The organism is Azospirillaceae bacterium, assembly GCA_028283825.1.
Taxonomy (GTDB): domain Bacteria; phylum Pseudomonadota; class Alphaproteobacteria; order Azospirillales; family Azospirillaceae; genus Nitrospirillum.
This window is the reverse complement of sequence record JAPWJW010000004.1, coordinates 431,599-447,297: the sequence shown is the minus strand read 5'-3', so window position 1 is coordinate 447,297 and position 15,699 is coordinate 431,599. Positions and strand designations below refer to the sequence as shown.

The following is a 15,699-nucleotide window of genomic DNA, read 5'->3' as shown; positions in this document are numbered from 1 at the left end:
CTTCCCCTAATCGCCCGTGCTGGCGGCGTCCAGCTTCAGGGGGATCAGGCCGTCTTCGCCCGGCCGGGTATGGACGGCACCGCGCAGGCTGATCCGGCCCGGGGCGAGGCCCGGACGCTGCTGCGCCAGGGCACCAGCCACCGCCGCCGCCCGCGCCTGGGCCAGCGCCGCCAAGGCGGCATCGTCCACCGCTTCGGTCCCGGCCACGCGGTCCCGCAGGGCCGCCACATAGCCCGCCTGATCCAGCACAGGCGGCGGGGGCGCCTTGGCATCGATGGGTTGGGAGGCCGCCGCGTGCGTAAAGGACAGGCGCAGGGGCGCCAGCTGCTCTGCGTCCAGGCGCTGCGCGAACAGGGTTTCCAGGTACTGGCGCTGGTCTTCGACGGTGTCGCGGTCCGCCAGGTCGTGGACCATGCGGGCATCCAGCGCGTCATATTGCAGCTGGACTCGGTCGGCCTTGGGCGCCGTGACGCCGGGCACCACCAGGGCCAGTTGCGGCCGCGCCGTCAGCGCCTGGGCCAGGTGGAGGATCTTCTCCCGCCCCGGCGGGGACAGGTCCGCGCGCCCGGGGGCGAAATCGATATGGTCCAACTGGTCCGCGTCCGCCCCGTCGAACAGGGCCGCCAGCGCCCGGAAGGGGGCGGTGACCAGGTTGCTCAGCATGTCGCCGATGGCGGCGGAGACGACGCTGCCGATATCGAAGCGCGGGTCGTGGATGTTGCCGCTGACCGGCAGGTCGACATTGATCCGGCCCTCCTCATCCTTCAGCAGGGCGATGGCGAGATCCAGCGGCAGGTCCAGGGCGCCCAGCACATTCACCCGGTCGCCCAGCTTGATGTCGCGGATGACGACGCGGTTGGCGCCGTTCAGCTTTCCGTCGTCGATGGCGTAGTGCAGATCGACGTCCAGCCGGCCCTGGGCGATGCGCCGGCCGGCGAACTTCACCGTGTAGGGCGACAGGCTGGGGAATTCGACATTGCGGAACTTCAGGACGACATCGGTGTCGCCGCCGGGATCGGTGGGCAGCAGCCGGCCGTCGACGGTCACCTGGCCGAAATCGCCCACCTGGCCCACCAGCGCCAACCGCGCCGCCGAGCGTGTGCCGATGGCCAGCGCCGACACCGTCCCCTGCAGGCTGGTGATGTGGGCCGCGAAGGGCAGCGGCAAGGACGCGTCGCCATAGTCCGCCTTGCCGCCGGCCACCACCACCCGGCCGACACTGACCATCGGGGCCGCCCCCGGCGGCGCGGAAGCGGGTGCCGCCTTGTCCCCCGCCACCACCAGATGGCTGAAATTGGTGGTCTGGTTGGCCGCCACCTGAAGGCGCAGATAGGGGCCGGTGACGGTGACCCGGGACAGGCTGACCGTGTTGGTCGCCTGGCGATATTCATAACGGTCGACCTCCAGCCGGTCCCAGGAGACGACGGGCGTGTCGCCCCCCTGCTCCGTCACCGCCAGCGCCTGCACCTCACCCTTGCCGACGATGCTGAGACCGGCGGGACCCGCCAGGGTCACATCCCCCTCGCCGCTCAGTTGGCCGTCGTTGACATCCACCCGCAACCATTCGCGCACATAGGGCTGAAGGGCGGCCAGGCGCAGGCCGGCCACGGCCAGCTTGGCATCCAGCTGCACCGCCGGCAGGACCGTCACCTGGCCCTGGGCCTGGACCTCGCCCCCCGACGCCAATGCCGCCGACCCGGTGAAGGGGAAGGCCGTCCCCGCCTGATTGGACAGGCCATCGACGGTGAGGTCGATGGGCGTGATCTCAAGTCGCGTCGGCTCATGCAGCGCGTGGTCCTCGATCACCGCCTGGGCAGCGTGCACCGTGAGTTTGCCCAGGGTGGCCGTCCAGGCGGGCCCGGCTGGGGCCGCCTCTCCAGGGACGGCCCCCCCAGGGGCCGGTGCCGGCGGAAGGGGCAGGGGCGCGATGCCGCCATCCTCCTGCCGCCGCAAGGCCAGGGCCAGGCCATTCACGGCCACGCTGTCGGCGCCGGCCTTCATCTCCGGCCAGGCTAGGTGGCCGCCGGCCAGGCGCAGGTCCGGCAGGGTCAGGAACGGCGCCCCGTCCCCGCTTCCCTCCCGCACGGCCAGGTCACGCACCGCCAGGCTGAGATGGTCGACTGCCAGGGCATAGTCCCCGCCCGGCCGGCGGCTGACCTGGTATTCCAGGTCGGCGGCGACGGTGCCCGTGGGCACGGCGACGTGCAGCGCGTCACCGAAGTAGCGGGCCAGCAGGGGCAGATAGGGTCCGCGCGCCGCCACATGGCCAGTGGAGACAATGGGGTTCAGGCCGGACTTGCCCGTCCATTCCAGGGTGGCGCCCCCTTCCAGCCCGACCTGCACATGCTGTTGCCCCAGCCGTTCCGGCAGGGTGCTGAGGTCGTTGAACTCCACACTCACGGGGCCGACCTTGGTCTTGAACGGGGTGCCCGGCACCTGATCGGTAACATCGGCCGCCGCATTCACGATGGCCAGGTGGTGGATCAGCAGGCGCGGCAGGCCCGTATCCTCCTTGGCCGGCGCCCCTTCCGCCTGGGCCGCGCCGCGGAACAGGCGCCCGATGTTGGTGTCGGTATCGCCATAACGGATGAAGGTGGCCTTCAGCCCTTCAAGCCGGATGTCGCCGATGCCCCAGGCCCAGTGCAGCACGCCGCTGGGCGCCAGGCGAATGTGCAGCCGGTCGAAACCCAGCAGGGCGGAGCCGTCCGCCTCGCCCAAACGAAAGCCTTTGAGGTCGATGCTGAGCAGGAAGGGGTTGATGCGCACCCCGTCCAGTGCCGCAGGCCGCTGGAAGGTCTTCTGCGCCACCGCCACCACCTGCCGCCGCACCAGGGGCGGCACCACGAGGAAGCCGGCCAGCGTGTACAGCAGAAGAAAGGCGACGGCCCAGAAGCGCTTACGCCGCACATCCCACCACAGGCGGGGTGGGCCCACGCGGCGCCACCATGCCCCCCTGCGCGACGGCGGGGCGGAAGGGGGGATGGCAGGGGGATGGGTCGGCATGGGGTCGGGTCCGGCGGCGGGCCCCCATGCTATAATGGCAGAGATGCAAACGATATCGGATTCAGTGTCTTCCGGGGGTTGCCCGGAAGACACTAACCCTTTGGAGTAGTGGGTTATTCCCTCAACGCGGATCGCCGTAGACGACGCCCCGGCCGTGGGTCCCGACATAGACGCGGCCGTACTGCTTGGGATCGCCCGTCACCTGCAGGATCAGGCCCCACTGGTGCTGGTCATCGTTGATGCGCGTCCAGTGCCGGGCGCCGTCGTCGGAGCGGAAGATGCCCCGCTGCCCCGAGATGGTGCCCACCAGGTACTGCGCCGGCACCGACGCGCCGGGGGCCGCCTTGCCGAAGCCGTAGGCGTGCACCTGGTCCACGCCGGCCATGCGTTCGAACGCACCGCCCTGGGCCGTGCCGTGGTAGAGGCCATCGAAGGCGGCGATCCACAGGTCACCCTTGGCGCCCGGCGTGGCGTACAGCGCGTCCTGGCCGCCGCGTACATCGCCCCGGCCGTTGCGCACCACCGCCGGTGTGGGCAGCGGGTTCGGCAGGGTGAAGGGCCGCGCCTGGAAGTGGGCGGCACGGTCGGTGCTGACGTACAGTTTCCCGTCGAACAGCGACAAGGCGTAGAAGGTGCTGGGATCGACCGCGTCGGCGATGATCTTCACCCCATCCGGCAGGCCCTGGGCCGAGGTCCAGGTGGCACCCCGGTCGGTGGTGACATAGGCGCCCGTCACCATGCCTTCCTTCGCACCCTGCGGCGTCCACACCCAGGTGGCGCCGTCGGCCGAGACCGCGACCTTGCCGCGCTTCACCTCCGGCGTGGGCATGGCGGCCGGCTGCCAGCTGTGCCCGCCGTCCAGGGAATAGCCGATGTTGGAGGCGGGATAACGTTCGTCATGGATGCCGACACGGACGATGACACCCGGGTTTAGGGGGGCGGAGACCACGCCGTCAGTGTTGCCGAACAGGGGTGAACTGGCCGCCCCTTCCGGCGCCGGCTTATCCAGGTCCCAGTGCACGAACCCGCCGTAGTCGCCGATGGCGGAGATGAGGCGCGCGCCCTGGGCCGGGCTGTTCAGCGCCATGCCCACGGTTTCCTCGATACCGGTGCTCATCACCTGCCAGTGGCTGGGCTGGTTCCGGTCCACCGCGCGCAAGTCGTAGGTTTCCCACCCGCCGTAGCCGGTGGTGAACATCGCGTGGTCGGGGTCGGCGGGGTCGATCTCGACATCGAACAGCCAGTGGATGGGCGTGGGTTTCACATAGGGCGCCAGGCTGTAGTCATAGAGGCCGCCATGGGCGCCGGTGAACACCGGCTTCCAGGTTTTGCCGCCATCCACGCTGCGGAAGATGTCGTCGCCGTGGTGGCCAGCACCAGGCGGGGCGCTGGGGTCGCGGTTGCGGTCAAAGCTGCTGGCGATCACCACCTTGGGATTGTGCGCGTCCACCGAGACGGCGGCATAGCCGAAGGGCCGGCCGTGGGCGGCGTCCGGCTTTTCCGGGGTGATGTCGGTCCATTTGCCCGTATGCGTGTCCAGCTTCCACACCGCGCCATCGGTCATGCGCGACGGGCCGGGGGTGCTGCCGTAGGCGACGTAGAGGGTGCCGTCGGACGCCAGCACGGCGCGCGTCGGGCGGTTGGCCGTGGGCTGGCCCGGCACCGCCTGCCAGGTGACGCCGCCGTCGGTGCTGCGGAACAGATTGTCCCGGCCCTTCAGCGAGGCGCCGACATACAGGGTGCGGCTGCCCTTCCCGTCCTTGGCGGTACTCTTGGGATCGAACACCACGAACACCAGACCGGACCCGCCCCGGCCCCAAGGGGAAACGCCGGCCTTGGCCTCGGCCGAGGTATCCTCCGTCACGTCGGGGAAACCGGCCACCCGCGTCCAGGTCATGGACCCGTCGTGGCTGACCCACAGGCCTTCGTGGCGGGTGCCCAGGAACAGGGTGTCGGGATCGTTGGGATCCACCATCAGCCGTTCGCCATTGCCCCGGCCGTTCTCGTTGCCGCCGAACTTGATGGGCACGTTGGTGCGGTGGAAGGTCTGGCCCCGGTCGTCGGAGCGCAGGATGGCGCCGTCCGGCGCCTCTTTCGCGGTGTAGGTGCCGCAGGCGAGGTAGACGCGATCGGGATTGTGGGGATCGACCGCGATGCTTTCCACGCCCATCAGGTTGGTGTCGTCATAGGACACCCAGTCCAGGATGGGCAGCCAGCGCTTGGCCGACCCGTCCCAGCGATAGGCGCCGCCCATGTCGGTGCGGGCGTAGCGCAGGCCCGGCACCGTAGGGTGGAAGACGATGCCGTCGACGAAGCCGCCGCCCACGATCTGCACGCTTTTCCACTGGTAGGGCGCCTGGCCCATCAGCGCCGGCAGGGGGGCCAGGGCCGATGCCGGCGGCGGCGAGGTCGAGGCGCCGGTGCGGTCCTGGCAACCGCCCAGCGCCAGGGCGACCAAGGCCGTGGACACGAACAGGCGGCGGGCGCGGCGCCCGCGTCCGATAAACACATTTCCCGTCATGACAGCGTTTCCAACCCTATTTGTAATCGTTTTCCACGCCACTGTTGCCGAAGTTACCGGTAACATCAAGATGCCGTGGCTAGGATCGAGAGCCGCCAAAACGTCGCACGATTGTCTGACTTCGTTGCGCTGGCCGAAGCGTCATGGCGCACGCATGGACGCAGCCGCTAGGATTCCGGTCCCAGGAGGATACCAGCCATGGCCGACCCCACCCCGCCCGCTGTCCCGCCGGCGAGTAAGCCCAAGACCGACGACAAGCACGCCGAAGACCTGCTGGATGAGGCGCTGGAGGAAAGCTTCCCCGCCAGCGACCCGCCGGCCGTGACCCCGCCGGGCCAGGCCGGACGGGCGTAAGCTTAAACCGTCTTGGCGCGATAGCGCTCGGCCGCGTGCGCCTGGGCGAAGTTGGGCAGCATGGCGCGGCGGGCGGTGTCGAACGCCTGCCACTGCCCCACCTCCGGCAGCGACGGGATGGTCACGGCCTCACGCCGGTCGAAGCCCACCAGGGCGGCGTCCACCATCTCGCCCACCTCCATCACGCCGGCCAGGCTATCGACGTCGCGGCCCGATTTCTCCCAGATCTCGGTGCGGGTGGCGGCCGGCAGCACCGCCTGCACGTACAGGCCGCGCGGGCCCAGTTCCGCCTGCAAGGCCTGGGACATCGCCAGCACATAGGCCTTGGTGGCGCCATAGACACCCAGCGGGAATTCCGGCGCCAGCCCGACGACGGAGGCGACGTTGACGATGCTGCCCGCCCCTTGCGCGATGAAGCGGGGCAGCACCGCCCCCGTCAGGCGGGTCAGGGCGGTGACGTTCAGACGGATCAGCCGATCCCACGCCTCCACATCCCCGTCGGCGAAACCGCCGTGGGCGGCGGCACCGGCATTGTTGACCAGCAGGCCGATGGCCGCGTCGTCGCGCAGGCGTGCCTCCACCCGGGCCAGGCTGGCCGTATCGGTCAGGTCGGCGGGCAGCACATCGACGGCCACGCCGGCCTCCGCCCGCAGCCGGGCCGCCAGGGCGTCCATGCGGACCTGGTCACGGGCCACCAGCACCAGGTCATGGCCGCGACGGGCCAGGCGGTCGGCATAGGTGGCGCCGATGCCGGTGGAGGCGCCGGTGATCAGGGCGGTGGGCAGGGTCGAAGGGCTCATGGAAATCTCCCGAGGGGCTTATTCATGACGATCATCATGATTAGTGCATTCATGATGATCGTCATGAATAAAGTCAAGCCGTCCCGTCAGGAGCCCCACCCCATGAAAGTCAGCCGCGACCAGGTCGCCGAAAACCGCCAGGCCATCCTGGAGGCGGCATCCCGGCTGTTCCGCGAACGGGGGTTCGACCGCGTGACGGTGGCGGCGGTGATGAAGGCCGCCGGCCTGACCCACGGCGCCTTCTACGGCCATTTCGCCTCCAAGGATGATCTGGTGGCCCGGGCCTGCGCCCATGCGGTGGACCCGGCGGCAAGGGCCGCCGCCGGCAAGCCCTACCCCGCGGGCATGCGGGACTTCGCCGATGTCTATCTGGGCACCGACCACCGCGACCATCCGGCGGAGGGCTGCGTGTTCGCCGCCCTGGGCACGGAGGCGGCGCGCGCCTCGGTGGAAACGCGCGCGGCCCTGACGGCGTCCATCCGGCGACGGATCGACACCTTCGCCGACAGCGCCCCGGACGACACGGCGGAAGAGCGGCGCCGGGCCGCCATCGGCGGGTGGTCGGCCATGGTGGGTGCCGTGATCCTGGCGCGCCTGGTCGATGATCCGGCCCTGGCGGATGAATTGCTGGCCGGCACGCGCGCCTGGCTGGACCGGCCGACATCGTGACCGCAGGACGGCCGGCCCCGAAAACGCGGTGCTATGTCACACCCCCACGCTTGACAGCGACACCCCTTCCCCGTTAAGCACCCCCCATCATTGGGGAGTAGCCGCCCGCGATCTTCAGCGGGCGCCGCGTCAACAGACCTGGTGTGATCCGGCTTTAACCGGGCACCCATGGCGCGAGCGAACGATCCGCCGCAATCGGATCGTTGGCGAGACCAGTGGCACGAAGCGCGTCCGGCCGGCCAGGCGGATGCGTGGGTCGCCGCTGTCTCTTGCCTGGCCGTCGTTGTTATCGAGGCCGCCCCGCATGCCCATCACCACGTCTTTCGCCCTGGCGTTCAGCCTGTCCATGGACGCCTTCGCCGCCTCATTGGGCAAGGGCGCCGCCCTGAACCGCCCCGGCATACGGGAGGCCGCGCGCGTCGGCGCCTATTTCGGCCTGTTCGAACTGGCCGCCCCCATCATCGGCTGGGGCCTGGGCCTGACCTTCGCGCGCTATATCGAGGCCTACGACCACTGGATCGCCTTCGGCCTGCTGCTGTTCGTCGGCGCCCGCATGGCCTGGCTGGCCCTGTTCAACCATGACGAGGACGCGCCCAAGGCGGAGCGGCATTCGCCCCTGACCCTGGTCATGACGGCGCTGGCGACCAGCATCGACGCCACCGCCGTGGGCATCACCCTGGGCTATATGAACGTGGACGTGCCCACCACCATCGCCCTGATCGGCCTGGTCACCTTCGCCATGGCGTTCGGCGGGGTGATGCTGGGCCGCGCCGCCGGCCCCGTGCTGGGCCGCTGGGCCGAGGTGGCAGGCGGCATCGGCCTGATCGCCATCGGCGCCAAGGTGCTGTACGACCACACGATGGGCGCCACGGGGGGGGCCATCGGCATGCTGGGCCTGGGGGGCTGATCCCCCCAGAACCACAATGTGTTTTCGCATCGCGGCGTGTCGCGTTTATGGTTGGTCCCCGGCGCCACACCTGAACGTGAAGGTTGGCCCTGGGGTCAATGACACGGCTACGCTGCCCGATGAGCGAAGACACGAACCGCCTGCTGGATATCCTGCGTTTCTGGCACAAGGCCGAATTTTTCATCCCCTTCGATCTGGACGACAGGCTGCGTGAAAAGGACGGGCGCAAGAGCCTGTGGCGCGCCAAGGGGGAAACGACTCCCGTCACCTTCGCCAATCCGCCCGCGAACAAGGTCGTGGCGGGATACACGCTGTATCTGGGCGTGTTCGACAAGTCGGAGGCGCCCGCCATCGTCAGCCGGGCGCTACCAGCGGGCCCAGGGCAAGACGACCGGGACCGTTATGAGGATGAACAGCGCGGCGATCTTGAGGGGCGCACTTGCATCGCCAGCCTGCGGCTGGACGCGGCCGCCTGCCCGCAGTTCGAGACGGTGGAGGTCTCAAGCCTGCCCTGGGCCGTCGCCCGCGTCCGAGAAAACGGATTGGAAGCGCTGACCGGCGAAGCCTTTTCAACGGCGCGGATGGAACTGGCCAATCGGATTGCCAACTTCAGGACGCGCCGTGTTGCCGAGGGCCCGCTGCAACCGGCGGAAGTCGGCGCGCTTGCGACGCTTTTCACCGATTGGGCGGGTTTCCGTCCCGCCCCCGGGCAGCCCGAAGCCGCCCTGGAGGTCCTGTTCAAGGATGCGCCCAAGGACATCCTGCGGAAGGCCCCTGAAACCACGCCAGTCCCCAAGGATACCGCCCCCAGCGACGCGGAAGAGGAGGAAGAGGAAGACGGGCCGGAGGATCAGCCCGAGATCGGCATCCTGAACAGCTTCTTCATCGACGACATCGAAATGGTGATGGCGGATGTGGCGGCAGGCCGCGTGCCGGAAACGGTGCGCGGTTATTTGACGCCGCTGCCCGGGGACGGGCGCCTGGATCTTTATACCGAGGTGGGGCGCCGGAAGATCGTCGAAACCCTGGCGCCCGGCCGCATGAACCGGGGCCGCTGGTTGAGCGATCCGGGCCACGCGATGAGCCTGATGCAGCAGTTCGCGGTCAACACCGCAAGGGAACACCTGGCCTCATCCGGCCTGGCGTCCGTCAACGGGCCGCCCGGCACCGGCAAGACCACGCTGTTGCGCGACATCATCGCCGACACCATCGTCAGCCGCGCCCGGGTGCTGGCCGGGCTGGACAGCGCCAAGGCCGCCTTCGATGGCAGGATCACGGTCCCGGGCAAGGCCGGCCCGCTTCATCTTTCAACGCTGATCCCCGCCCTGACGGGTTTCGAGATGGTGGTCGCGTCCTCCAACAACGCGGCCGTCGAGAACATTTCCCATGACCTGCCGAAACGGGCCTCGGTCCGGAAGGGTGAGGACTTCGGCTACCTGCAACGGGTGGCGCACAAGGTCGCCGCGCAGAAAGGCGACGGCAGTTGCCGCAGGCTGTCGAACGACGACATGCCCTGGGGCCTGATCGCCTGCGCGCTGGGCCGCGCGGCGAACCGCCGGGGCTTCGCGGCGCGCCTGCTGGGCCTCAAGATCAAACCGGAGGCATACAAGGCGGGCGGGGATCGTCCGCTCACGCTGTGGGAATGGCGGACGGAAGTGCCCGTCCCACCCTTCCACGACGCGGCCAAAGCGTTCAACGCCGCGGAAAAGGCGGTCGAGGCCCTGATCGCGCAGATGGCCGAATATGCCGACCTGCACCAACAGCTGTCCGGCCGCACCCGGCACGATTGGTGTGACGAAGCCGAACGGGCCCTGGCCGCCGCCCAGGCGGCGTCGCACGGCCGGTGGCAGGCGCTGACACTGGCGCAAGAGCAAGCCAACGCCGCCCAGGCCGGACTGTCGGCGCTGGCCGAGGAGGAACGCCTGATCGACCGGCAGGCGCCGTCCCTGTGGCAGCGCCTCTGGGGCACGGCCACCGCGCGCCAGCACCGGGCCCAGGTGCGCGCCAATGCCGAGGCGCAACTTCGCCAACACGACGTGCTCAACAAACTGAAGCGCCAGGTATCGGAAGCCCAGGCCGCCCACGACCAGGCGCAAGCGAACCTGGCGACCGCCGAACGCCGACGGCAAGCGGCGGCGGACGATTGGACCCGGCTGGACCGGGCCCATCGCGGCCTGCGGGATCGCTTCGGTGCCATCACGCCGCCGGCGAACCTGGACGATCTGGAAGGGGACGCCCCGCAGAAAGCCGGCCTGTGGCATCTGCCTGAACTGGCCGACCTGCGGTCCGAACTGTTCCGGGCGGCGCTGCGCCTGCATGAGGCCTGGCTGGCTGAGGTGTCCGTGAAGGGCGGCGGGTTCGGCCACAACCTCATGGCCTGCGAACTGCTGCTTCAAGGGGGTGTCGCGCGGGACGCCGCGGCCCTGCAGGCCATCTGGCAGAGCCTGTTCATGGTGGTGCCGGTGGTCTCCTGCACGTTCGCCTCCTACGCGCGCCAGTTCAGGGGGCTGGGTGCGGCGTCGCTGGGCTGGCTGTTCATTGACGAGGCGGGCCAGGCGGTGCCGCAAGCGGCCGTCGGCGCGTTGCACCGGGCGCAACGGGCGCTGGTCATCGGTGATCCCTTGCAGATCGAGCCGGTGTTCACCCTGCCCAAGCGCCTGATCACCGACCTGGCGGCGCTGTCGCCGCATACGCGCGGCGGCAGCTATTCGCCGGACATGGTGTCGGTACAGGTACTGGCGGATGCGGCCAACCCCCTGGGCACCAGCGTCCCGACGGAGGGCGGCGACCCCATATGGATCGGAAGCCCGTTGCGTGTGCACCGGCGGTGCATCGATCCGATGTTCCACGTCGCCAACACCATCGCCTACCAGGGCAAGATGGTGTTCGGTCCCGACCACCGTCTGCCCCCGGGGGATGCCGCGCCGTTCTTCGGCGCCTCCGCCTGGATCGACATCGGCGGGACGGTCGAGGGACGGCAGTCGGTGCCGGCACAGACCGCCTTCGTGGCGCGCCTGCTGGCAGCGACATATGCGGAGTTCGGCACGCTGCCGGACGTCTACGTGATTTCCCCCTTCAAGGAGGTGAAGGAGAAACTGGTCAGGGCGATCAGCCTGGGCTCCGGGGTGTGGGATGACGGACCCCACCCGACCGCCAGCGTCCTGAATCGCTGGTCCGCCCGGATCGGCACGGTACACACCTTCCAGGGCAAGGAGGAGGATACCGTGATCATGGTCCTGGGCACCGACGCGGAAACCCAAGGGGCGGCGCAGTGGGCGGCATCAAAGCCCAATCTTCTGAATGTCGCGCTGACCCGGGCCAAGCGCCGCTTCTTCATGGTCGGCGATCACGGCCTATGGGCGGGCCAGTCCTTCTTTTCCGACGCGGCCCAGGCCTTGCCCCCGATCCAGCCGGATGCCTTCATGGACCGCGCGTCCGCCGCCTGGCGCACCCGGCCAGGGAGGTAGAACGAGGCCAGGCGGTCAGTCGTCCCCGGCCGCCAGCACCTCATCCTGCAAGGCGTCACTTTTCAGCGCGTCGCGGCAATGGGCCAGGAAGGCCGCCGTCACCTTGGCCATCGGCGTGGCGCTGGCGGTGATGAAGGCGTAGTGGTGCAGCACGCGCGGGCGGAAGCGGCGCAGGTGTACACCGCGCCAGGCATATTCCCGCGCCATGAATTCGTTGACGATGGCGACACCCACGCCATGAGCGGCGAAGGCGCAGGCCGAGGCCACGCTACGGGTTTCCAGCCGCACGCGGGGCGAGAAGCCGGCCTTGCGGAACACGCTGTCCAACCCGGCCCGCGACACCGGCCCCTGGCCCAACAGCACCAGCGGCACACCGCGCAGGTCGGGCGGGGTGATCACCTCACGCGCCGCCAGGGGGTGGTCGGGCGGCAGCACGCAGACGGATTCGGACGTCACCACCACCTCCGCCCGCAAGCCGGGATGATCGATGGGCAGCTTGGCGAAGCCGCACTCCGCCTCCTTGGTCGCCACCATCTCCCGGGTGGTTTCGGCGTCCTGCGGATGGATGGAGATTTTCAGGTTCGGGTGCTTGCCCAGGAAACCGGCGATGATGGCGGACAGGCTGCCCTCCACCAGGCTGGGGGGGCCGACGATGCGCAGCTCGCCAATGTCCAGCTGGCCGATGTTGCGCGCCAATGACGCCACCTGGTCCAGGCGGGCCAGCGCCGTTTCCACCTCGTTCGACAGGATCAGCGCCTCGGGCGTGGGCACCAGGCGGCCGCGCTCACGATAGAATAGGTCAAAGCCGACATCGTTCTGCAAACGGGTGATCAGGCGGCTGACGGCCGGCTGGCTGATGCCGATCTGGCGCGCGGCGGCCGAACCCGACCCGGTGGCCAGGATCAGGCGGAATGCCTCCAGCGCCCGCAAATTCAGCTTCACCGTCCCTGCCCCCGTTTTGCCGCCCCTTCATCCTTCTACACAATAAGTGCCGCGCGGTCGCCGGTCCGCACCAGCCGCGTACCGAAGGCGGCGGATTTGGCGATTACGCGGTCCAGGATGGCGGCGGCCTCGTCCCCCGACGCCAGGCGGGGCAGCCCCCGGCTATCGGGATCGCCGCTGGTGTCCGGCATCTCATTCAAAGCCAATGGCACCAAGTCCAGCGCCGCCAGCCGGCCGTCGCGGAAGGTCATTTCCGCCAGCACGCTCTGCCAGGCCTCGGGCGGGTAATGGCCGGGCGGCGTGCGCGTCTGGAAGAACAGGCCGCCCAGGTCGTACAGCAGGGGCCGGCCGCGATAGAGTTCCACCCCTTGCAAGGCCGGATGGCCATGGCCGATGAAGGCGTGCGCCCCGGCATCGACGCAGCGCCGCGCCCAGGCGGCCAGCCAGGGCGGCGTCGCCGTCGGATCGTCAGCCCAATAATGGTTGTGGTGATAGGCCAGCACGATGTCCGCCCGCCCGGCGGCCCGCGCGATGGCGGACAGGACCAGGACCTCATCCTCCGCATTGAAGCTGCCGTCGGCATTGCGGCGGATCTCATTGACGCCTGGCCGGCCGTCCAGGGCCGCCCCGCCCTCACGCACCTTGCCGGCGGCCATGGCGACCAGCGCCACCCGGCCGGCGGGCGTGGCCACCACGGCCGGAGTGACAGCCGCGGCGCGGTCGACACCGGTGCCGGCATGGGCCAGGCCGGCGGCATCCAGCGCCGCCAGCGTCGACAGGATGCCGCCGGTGCCCAGGTCAAAGGCATGGTTGCCGGCGGTGGCCACCAGGTTCACCGACAGGGCGCGCAGGGTGGCCAGCACCGCCGGGCCCGAGGCGTGCTCCAGCTCCGCATCCCGCTGGGGCGGGCCGGCGCCGGGACCGTCCAGCGCGGTTTCCAGTTCGGTGAACACCACGTCGGCCGACCGCAGCCGGGCAGCGAGGGCCGCGAAGCCGTCATAGGGCCGGGCGGCGACATCGGCGCGCAGCAGCGCCTGGCCGGTGGCGGTAATGCGCAAGGCCCCCGCCGCACCCCACGCGGGCCGCACCAGCCCGGCGATGCCCAGGCCCATCAACAGACGGCGACGGTCGATCCTGACGGGCATGGGCTATCCCTTTCCTAGTCGGCCAGCACGGGCAGGATGAGACGCGAGGGGTGGGCCACATCCAGGTGCACACGGTTACGCGCCACCGCCTTGGGACCCGGCACCCCTTGCGGCCCGCCGCTGTTGGGGTTGGCGTCGAAATGGGGGAAATTGCTGCTGGACACCTCCAGCCGCAGGCGGTGGCCGGCCAAGAAGCGGTTGGCGGTGGGGAAAAGGGCGATGGTCACCTCGTAAACCCGGCCCGGTTCCATCATCACCGCCCGTTCCCAACCCTGGCGGTAGCGCGCCCGCAGGATGCCGTGGGCCAAATTCATGGCGTAGCCCCGGGGATAGTCGGCGCTGGGCGGGTGCACGTCCACCAGCTTGACCGTGAAGTCGGTGTCGGGCTGGTCGGAACCGACATGCAGCACCGCCTTCAGGTCACCCACCACCGTCAGGTCACGGTCCAGCGGCGGGGTCTGGAACACCAGCACGTCATCGCGGTCGGCCAGCGGGCCGAAGGGGGCGGCGGCGCCATAGGTCTCCGCCGTCGTCACCTGGTCGAAGGCCCCGGCCTCCATCACCGGGGCGCCCGAGGCGGTGGCGCCGCCGATGGTGGGCACGGGGCGGTCGGGGTCATAGTCGTAGGCCAGGCTGGCCGGGCCCGCCTCCGGCAAAGCCGGGTCCAGCCGGCCGTCGGCGTGCAGATGATAGGCGGTGGGCACCGTGCCCGCTGGCGGCCAGGCGGGCGCCTCGACCCAGGCGCCGCCGTGGTCCAGCCGGCCATCTTCCGCGCGTCGGCGGCCCGACCCGCCACCCATGACGAACACCCGCACCGGCGCCTCATCCGGGGTTGGGGCGTTCTTCAGCCAGCGGTCGAACCAGCGGATGCGGAAGGTGTCGAAATCCGGCGCGATGGCGCCGTCCAGGGTGGCGGACGCGCCGAAATCCACGTCGCCGGCGAAGGTTTCCGACCGCCGCCCGTGGGTCCACGGGCCCATCAGCAGATGCACGGGGCCCCGCTTGTGCCGCGTGATGCCATCGTAATTCCACAGGGTGGCCGACGCGTAGGGGTCGTACCAACTGCACATCAGCAGGGTGGGCACGTCCGACATGGCGGCGTAATGCCGGGCGAGGCCCAGGCCCGACTGGCGCCAGTAATCATCGAACTCGCCATGCCGCGCCTGTTCCAGGACGTAGGCCTCGAACTCCGGCACCGGCGAGATGGGGGAGTGGCCGCGATCCCAAGGCCAGCGCCTGACCCAGTCGGCAATGTCCTGCGCCGCGATGGCGGCGTGGATGGCGGGCTCACGCTCCGCCGCCGGCGACAGCAGGGCGTGGCGATAGGCCCAGGTCAGCTGCTTCAGCTCAAACGCGCCGCCCTGGCGGATGCCGGCGTGATACGCCTCGGCGAAGCCGCCGGAATCCACCATCATGCAGGCCAAGTTGGGGGGCGCCAGCGCCGCCGCCGCCGTCTGCACATGGGCGCAGTATGAGAGGCCATAGGTGCCCACCCGGCCGTCGCACCAGGGCTGAGCCCCGATCCAGCCCAGGGTGTCGAAGCCGTCCTCCGCCTCATTCACGTACTTGGCGAACACGCCGGCGGAGCCATAGCGGCCGCGCACGTCCTGGATCATGACGACATAACCGGCGCGCACCAGGGCGGCGGCCACCTGGGCGCGGGGGCGGGGCGTGGGGTCGGCCACGCTGATTTCCGACAGCACCACGCCGCGCTTGTCATAAGGCGTGCGCTCCAGCAGCACCGGCAACGGCCGGTCCCAGACGGCACCCGCCACCACGGGGCGGTAGATGTCGGCCACCAGCGTCACCCCGTCGCGCATGGCGACGGGCACGTCGCGGTCGACATGGACGTCTTCAACCGGGGGGAAAGGGGTCATGGCGTAGGCCACCT

10 protein-coding genes and 1 riboswitch are annotated in these 15,699 nt (G+C 69.9%); of the genes, 4 read left to right on the top strand and 6 right to left on the bottom strand.

The annotated features are described in order from the left end of the window. Positions 1–6 precede the first annotated feature (6 nt). Both PW843_26115 and PW843_26110 read right to left on the bottom strand, forming a co-directional pair. Positions 7–2,934, bottom strand: a complete 2,928-nt coding sequence (locus PW843_26115) for a DUF748 domain-containing protein (GenBank protein MDE1150044.1) — start codon at positions 2,932–2,934, stop codon at positions 7–9. Between the two features lie 190 nt (positions 2,935–3,124). Continuing rightward, positions 3,125–5,524, bottom strand: coding sequence for an exo-alpha-sialidase (locus PW843_26110; protein MDE1150043.1), 2,400 nt, complete (start codon positions 5,522–5,524; stop codon positions 3,125–3,127). A 198-nt stretch (positions 5,525–5,722) separates the two neighbouring features. Between PW843_26110 and PW843_26105 the strand changes: the two genes are divergently transcribed. Next, the gene (locus tag PW843_26105; GenBank protein ID MDE1150042.1) at positions 5,723–5,878 is read left to right on the top strand and encodes a hypothetical protein; all 156 of its coding nucleotides are present in this window, start codon (positions 5,723–5,725) and stop codon (positions 5,876–5,878) included. Positions 5,879–5,880: 2 nt separating this feature from the next. Here the strand turns inward: PW843_26105 and PW843_26100 are convergent, their stop codons facing one another. Further along, positions 5,881–6,678, bottom strand: coding sequence for an SDR family oxidoreductase (locus tag PW843_26100; GenBank protein ID MDE1150041.1), 798 nt, complete (start codon positions 6,676–6,678; stop codon positions 5,881–5,883). Positions 6,679–6,780: 102 nt separating this feature from the next. On the opposite strand from PW843_26100, the gene PW843_26095 reads away from it, so the two are divergent. The 3 genes from PW843_26095 to PW843_26085 all read left to right on the top strand — a co-directional run bounded on the left by PW843_26095 (position 6,781) and on the right by PW843_26085 (position 11,721). Continuing rightward, positions 6,781–7,347: a helix-turn-helix domain containing protein gene (locus PW843_26095; protein MDE1150040.1), complete on the top strand. Its 567-nt coding sequence runs from the start codon at positions 6,781–6,783 to the stop codon at positions 7,345–7,347. Between the two features lie 80 nt (positions 7,348–7,427). After that, positions 7,428–7,552: riboswitch (yybP-ykoY riboswitch) on the top strand. 99 nt (positions 7,553–7,651) lie between these two features. Beyond that, the gene (locus PW843_26090; GenBank protein MDE1150039.1) at positions 7,652–8,254 is read left to right on the top strand and encodes a manganese efflux pump MntP family protein; all 603 of its coding nucleotides are present in this window, start codon (positions 7,652–7,654) and stop codon (positions 8,252–8,254) included. A 119-nt stretch (positions 8,255–8,373) separates the two neighbouring features. Beyond that, positions 8,374–11,721 carry an AAA domain-containing protein gene (locus PW843_26085; protein MDE1150038.1) on the top strand — a complete coding sequence of 1,116 codons (3,348 nt, stop codon included), beginning with the start codon at positions 8,374–8,376 and terminating at the stop codon, positions 11,719–11,721. A 15-nt stretch (positions 11,722–11,736) separates the two neighbouring features. Here the strand turns inward: PW843_26085 and PW843_26080 are convergent, their stop codons facing one another. The 3 genes from PW843_26080 to PW843_26070 are packed head-to-tail and all read right to left on the bottom strand — an operon-like array spanning position 11,737 to position 15,685. Then, positions 11,737–12,663 carry a LysR family transcriptional regulator gene (locus tag PW843_26080; protein ID MDE1150037.1) on the bottom strand — a complete coding sequence of 309 codons (927 nt, stop codon included), beginning with the start codon at positions 12,661–12,663 and terminating at the stop codon, positions 11,737–11,739. Between the two features lie 35 nt (positions 12,664–12,698). After that, entirely contained in the window at positions 12,699–13,808 is a 1,110-nt protein-coding gene (locus tag PW843_26075) for a CapA family protein (GenBank protein MDE1150036.1), read from the bottom strand. Between the two features lie 14 nt (positions 13,809–13,822). Then, positions 13,823–15,685 carry a CocE/NonD family hydrolase gene (locus PW843_26070; protein ID MDE1150035.1) on the bottom strand — a complete coding sequence of 621 codons (1,863 nt, stop codon included), beginning with the start codon at positions 15,683–15,685 and terminating at the stop codon, positions 13,823–13,825. Between the last annotated feature and the right edge of the window lie 14 nt (positions 15,686–15,699).

Coding starts and splice junctions, on each gene's coding strand:
- PW843_26095 (MDE1150040.1), top strand. CDS start 6,781: ATGAAAGTCAGCCGCGACCAGGTCGCCGAAAACCGCCAGGCCATCCTG.
- PW843_26110 (MDE1150043.1), bottom strand. CDS start 5,524: ATGACGGGAAATGTGTTTATCGGACGCGGGCGCCGCGCCCGCCGCCTG.
- PW843_26085 (MDE1150038.1), top strand. CDS start 8,374: ATGAGCGAAGACACGAACCGCCTGCTGGATATCCTGCGTTTCTGGCAC.
- PW843_26105 (MDE1150042.1), top strand. CDS start 5,723: ATGGCCGACCCCACCCCGCCCGCTGTCCCGCCGGCGAGTAAGCCCAAG.
- PW843_26070 (MDE1150035.1), bottom strand. CDS start 15,685: ATGACCCCTTTCCCCCCGGTTGAAGACGTCCATGTCGACCGCGACGTG.
- PW843_26090 (MDE1150039.1), top strand. CDS start 7,652: ATGCCCATCACCACGTCTTTCGCCCTGGCGTTCAGCCTGTCCATGGAC.
- PW843_26075 (MDE1150036.1), bottom strand. CDS start 13,808: ATGCCCGTCAGGATCGACCGTCGCCGTCTGTTGATGGGCCTGGGCATC.
- PW843_26100 (MDE1150041.1), bottom strand. CDS start 6,678: ATGAGCCCTTCGACCCTGCCCACCGCCCTGATCACCGGCGCCTCCACC.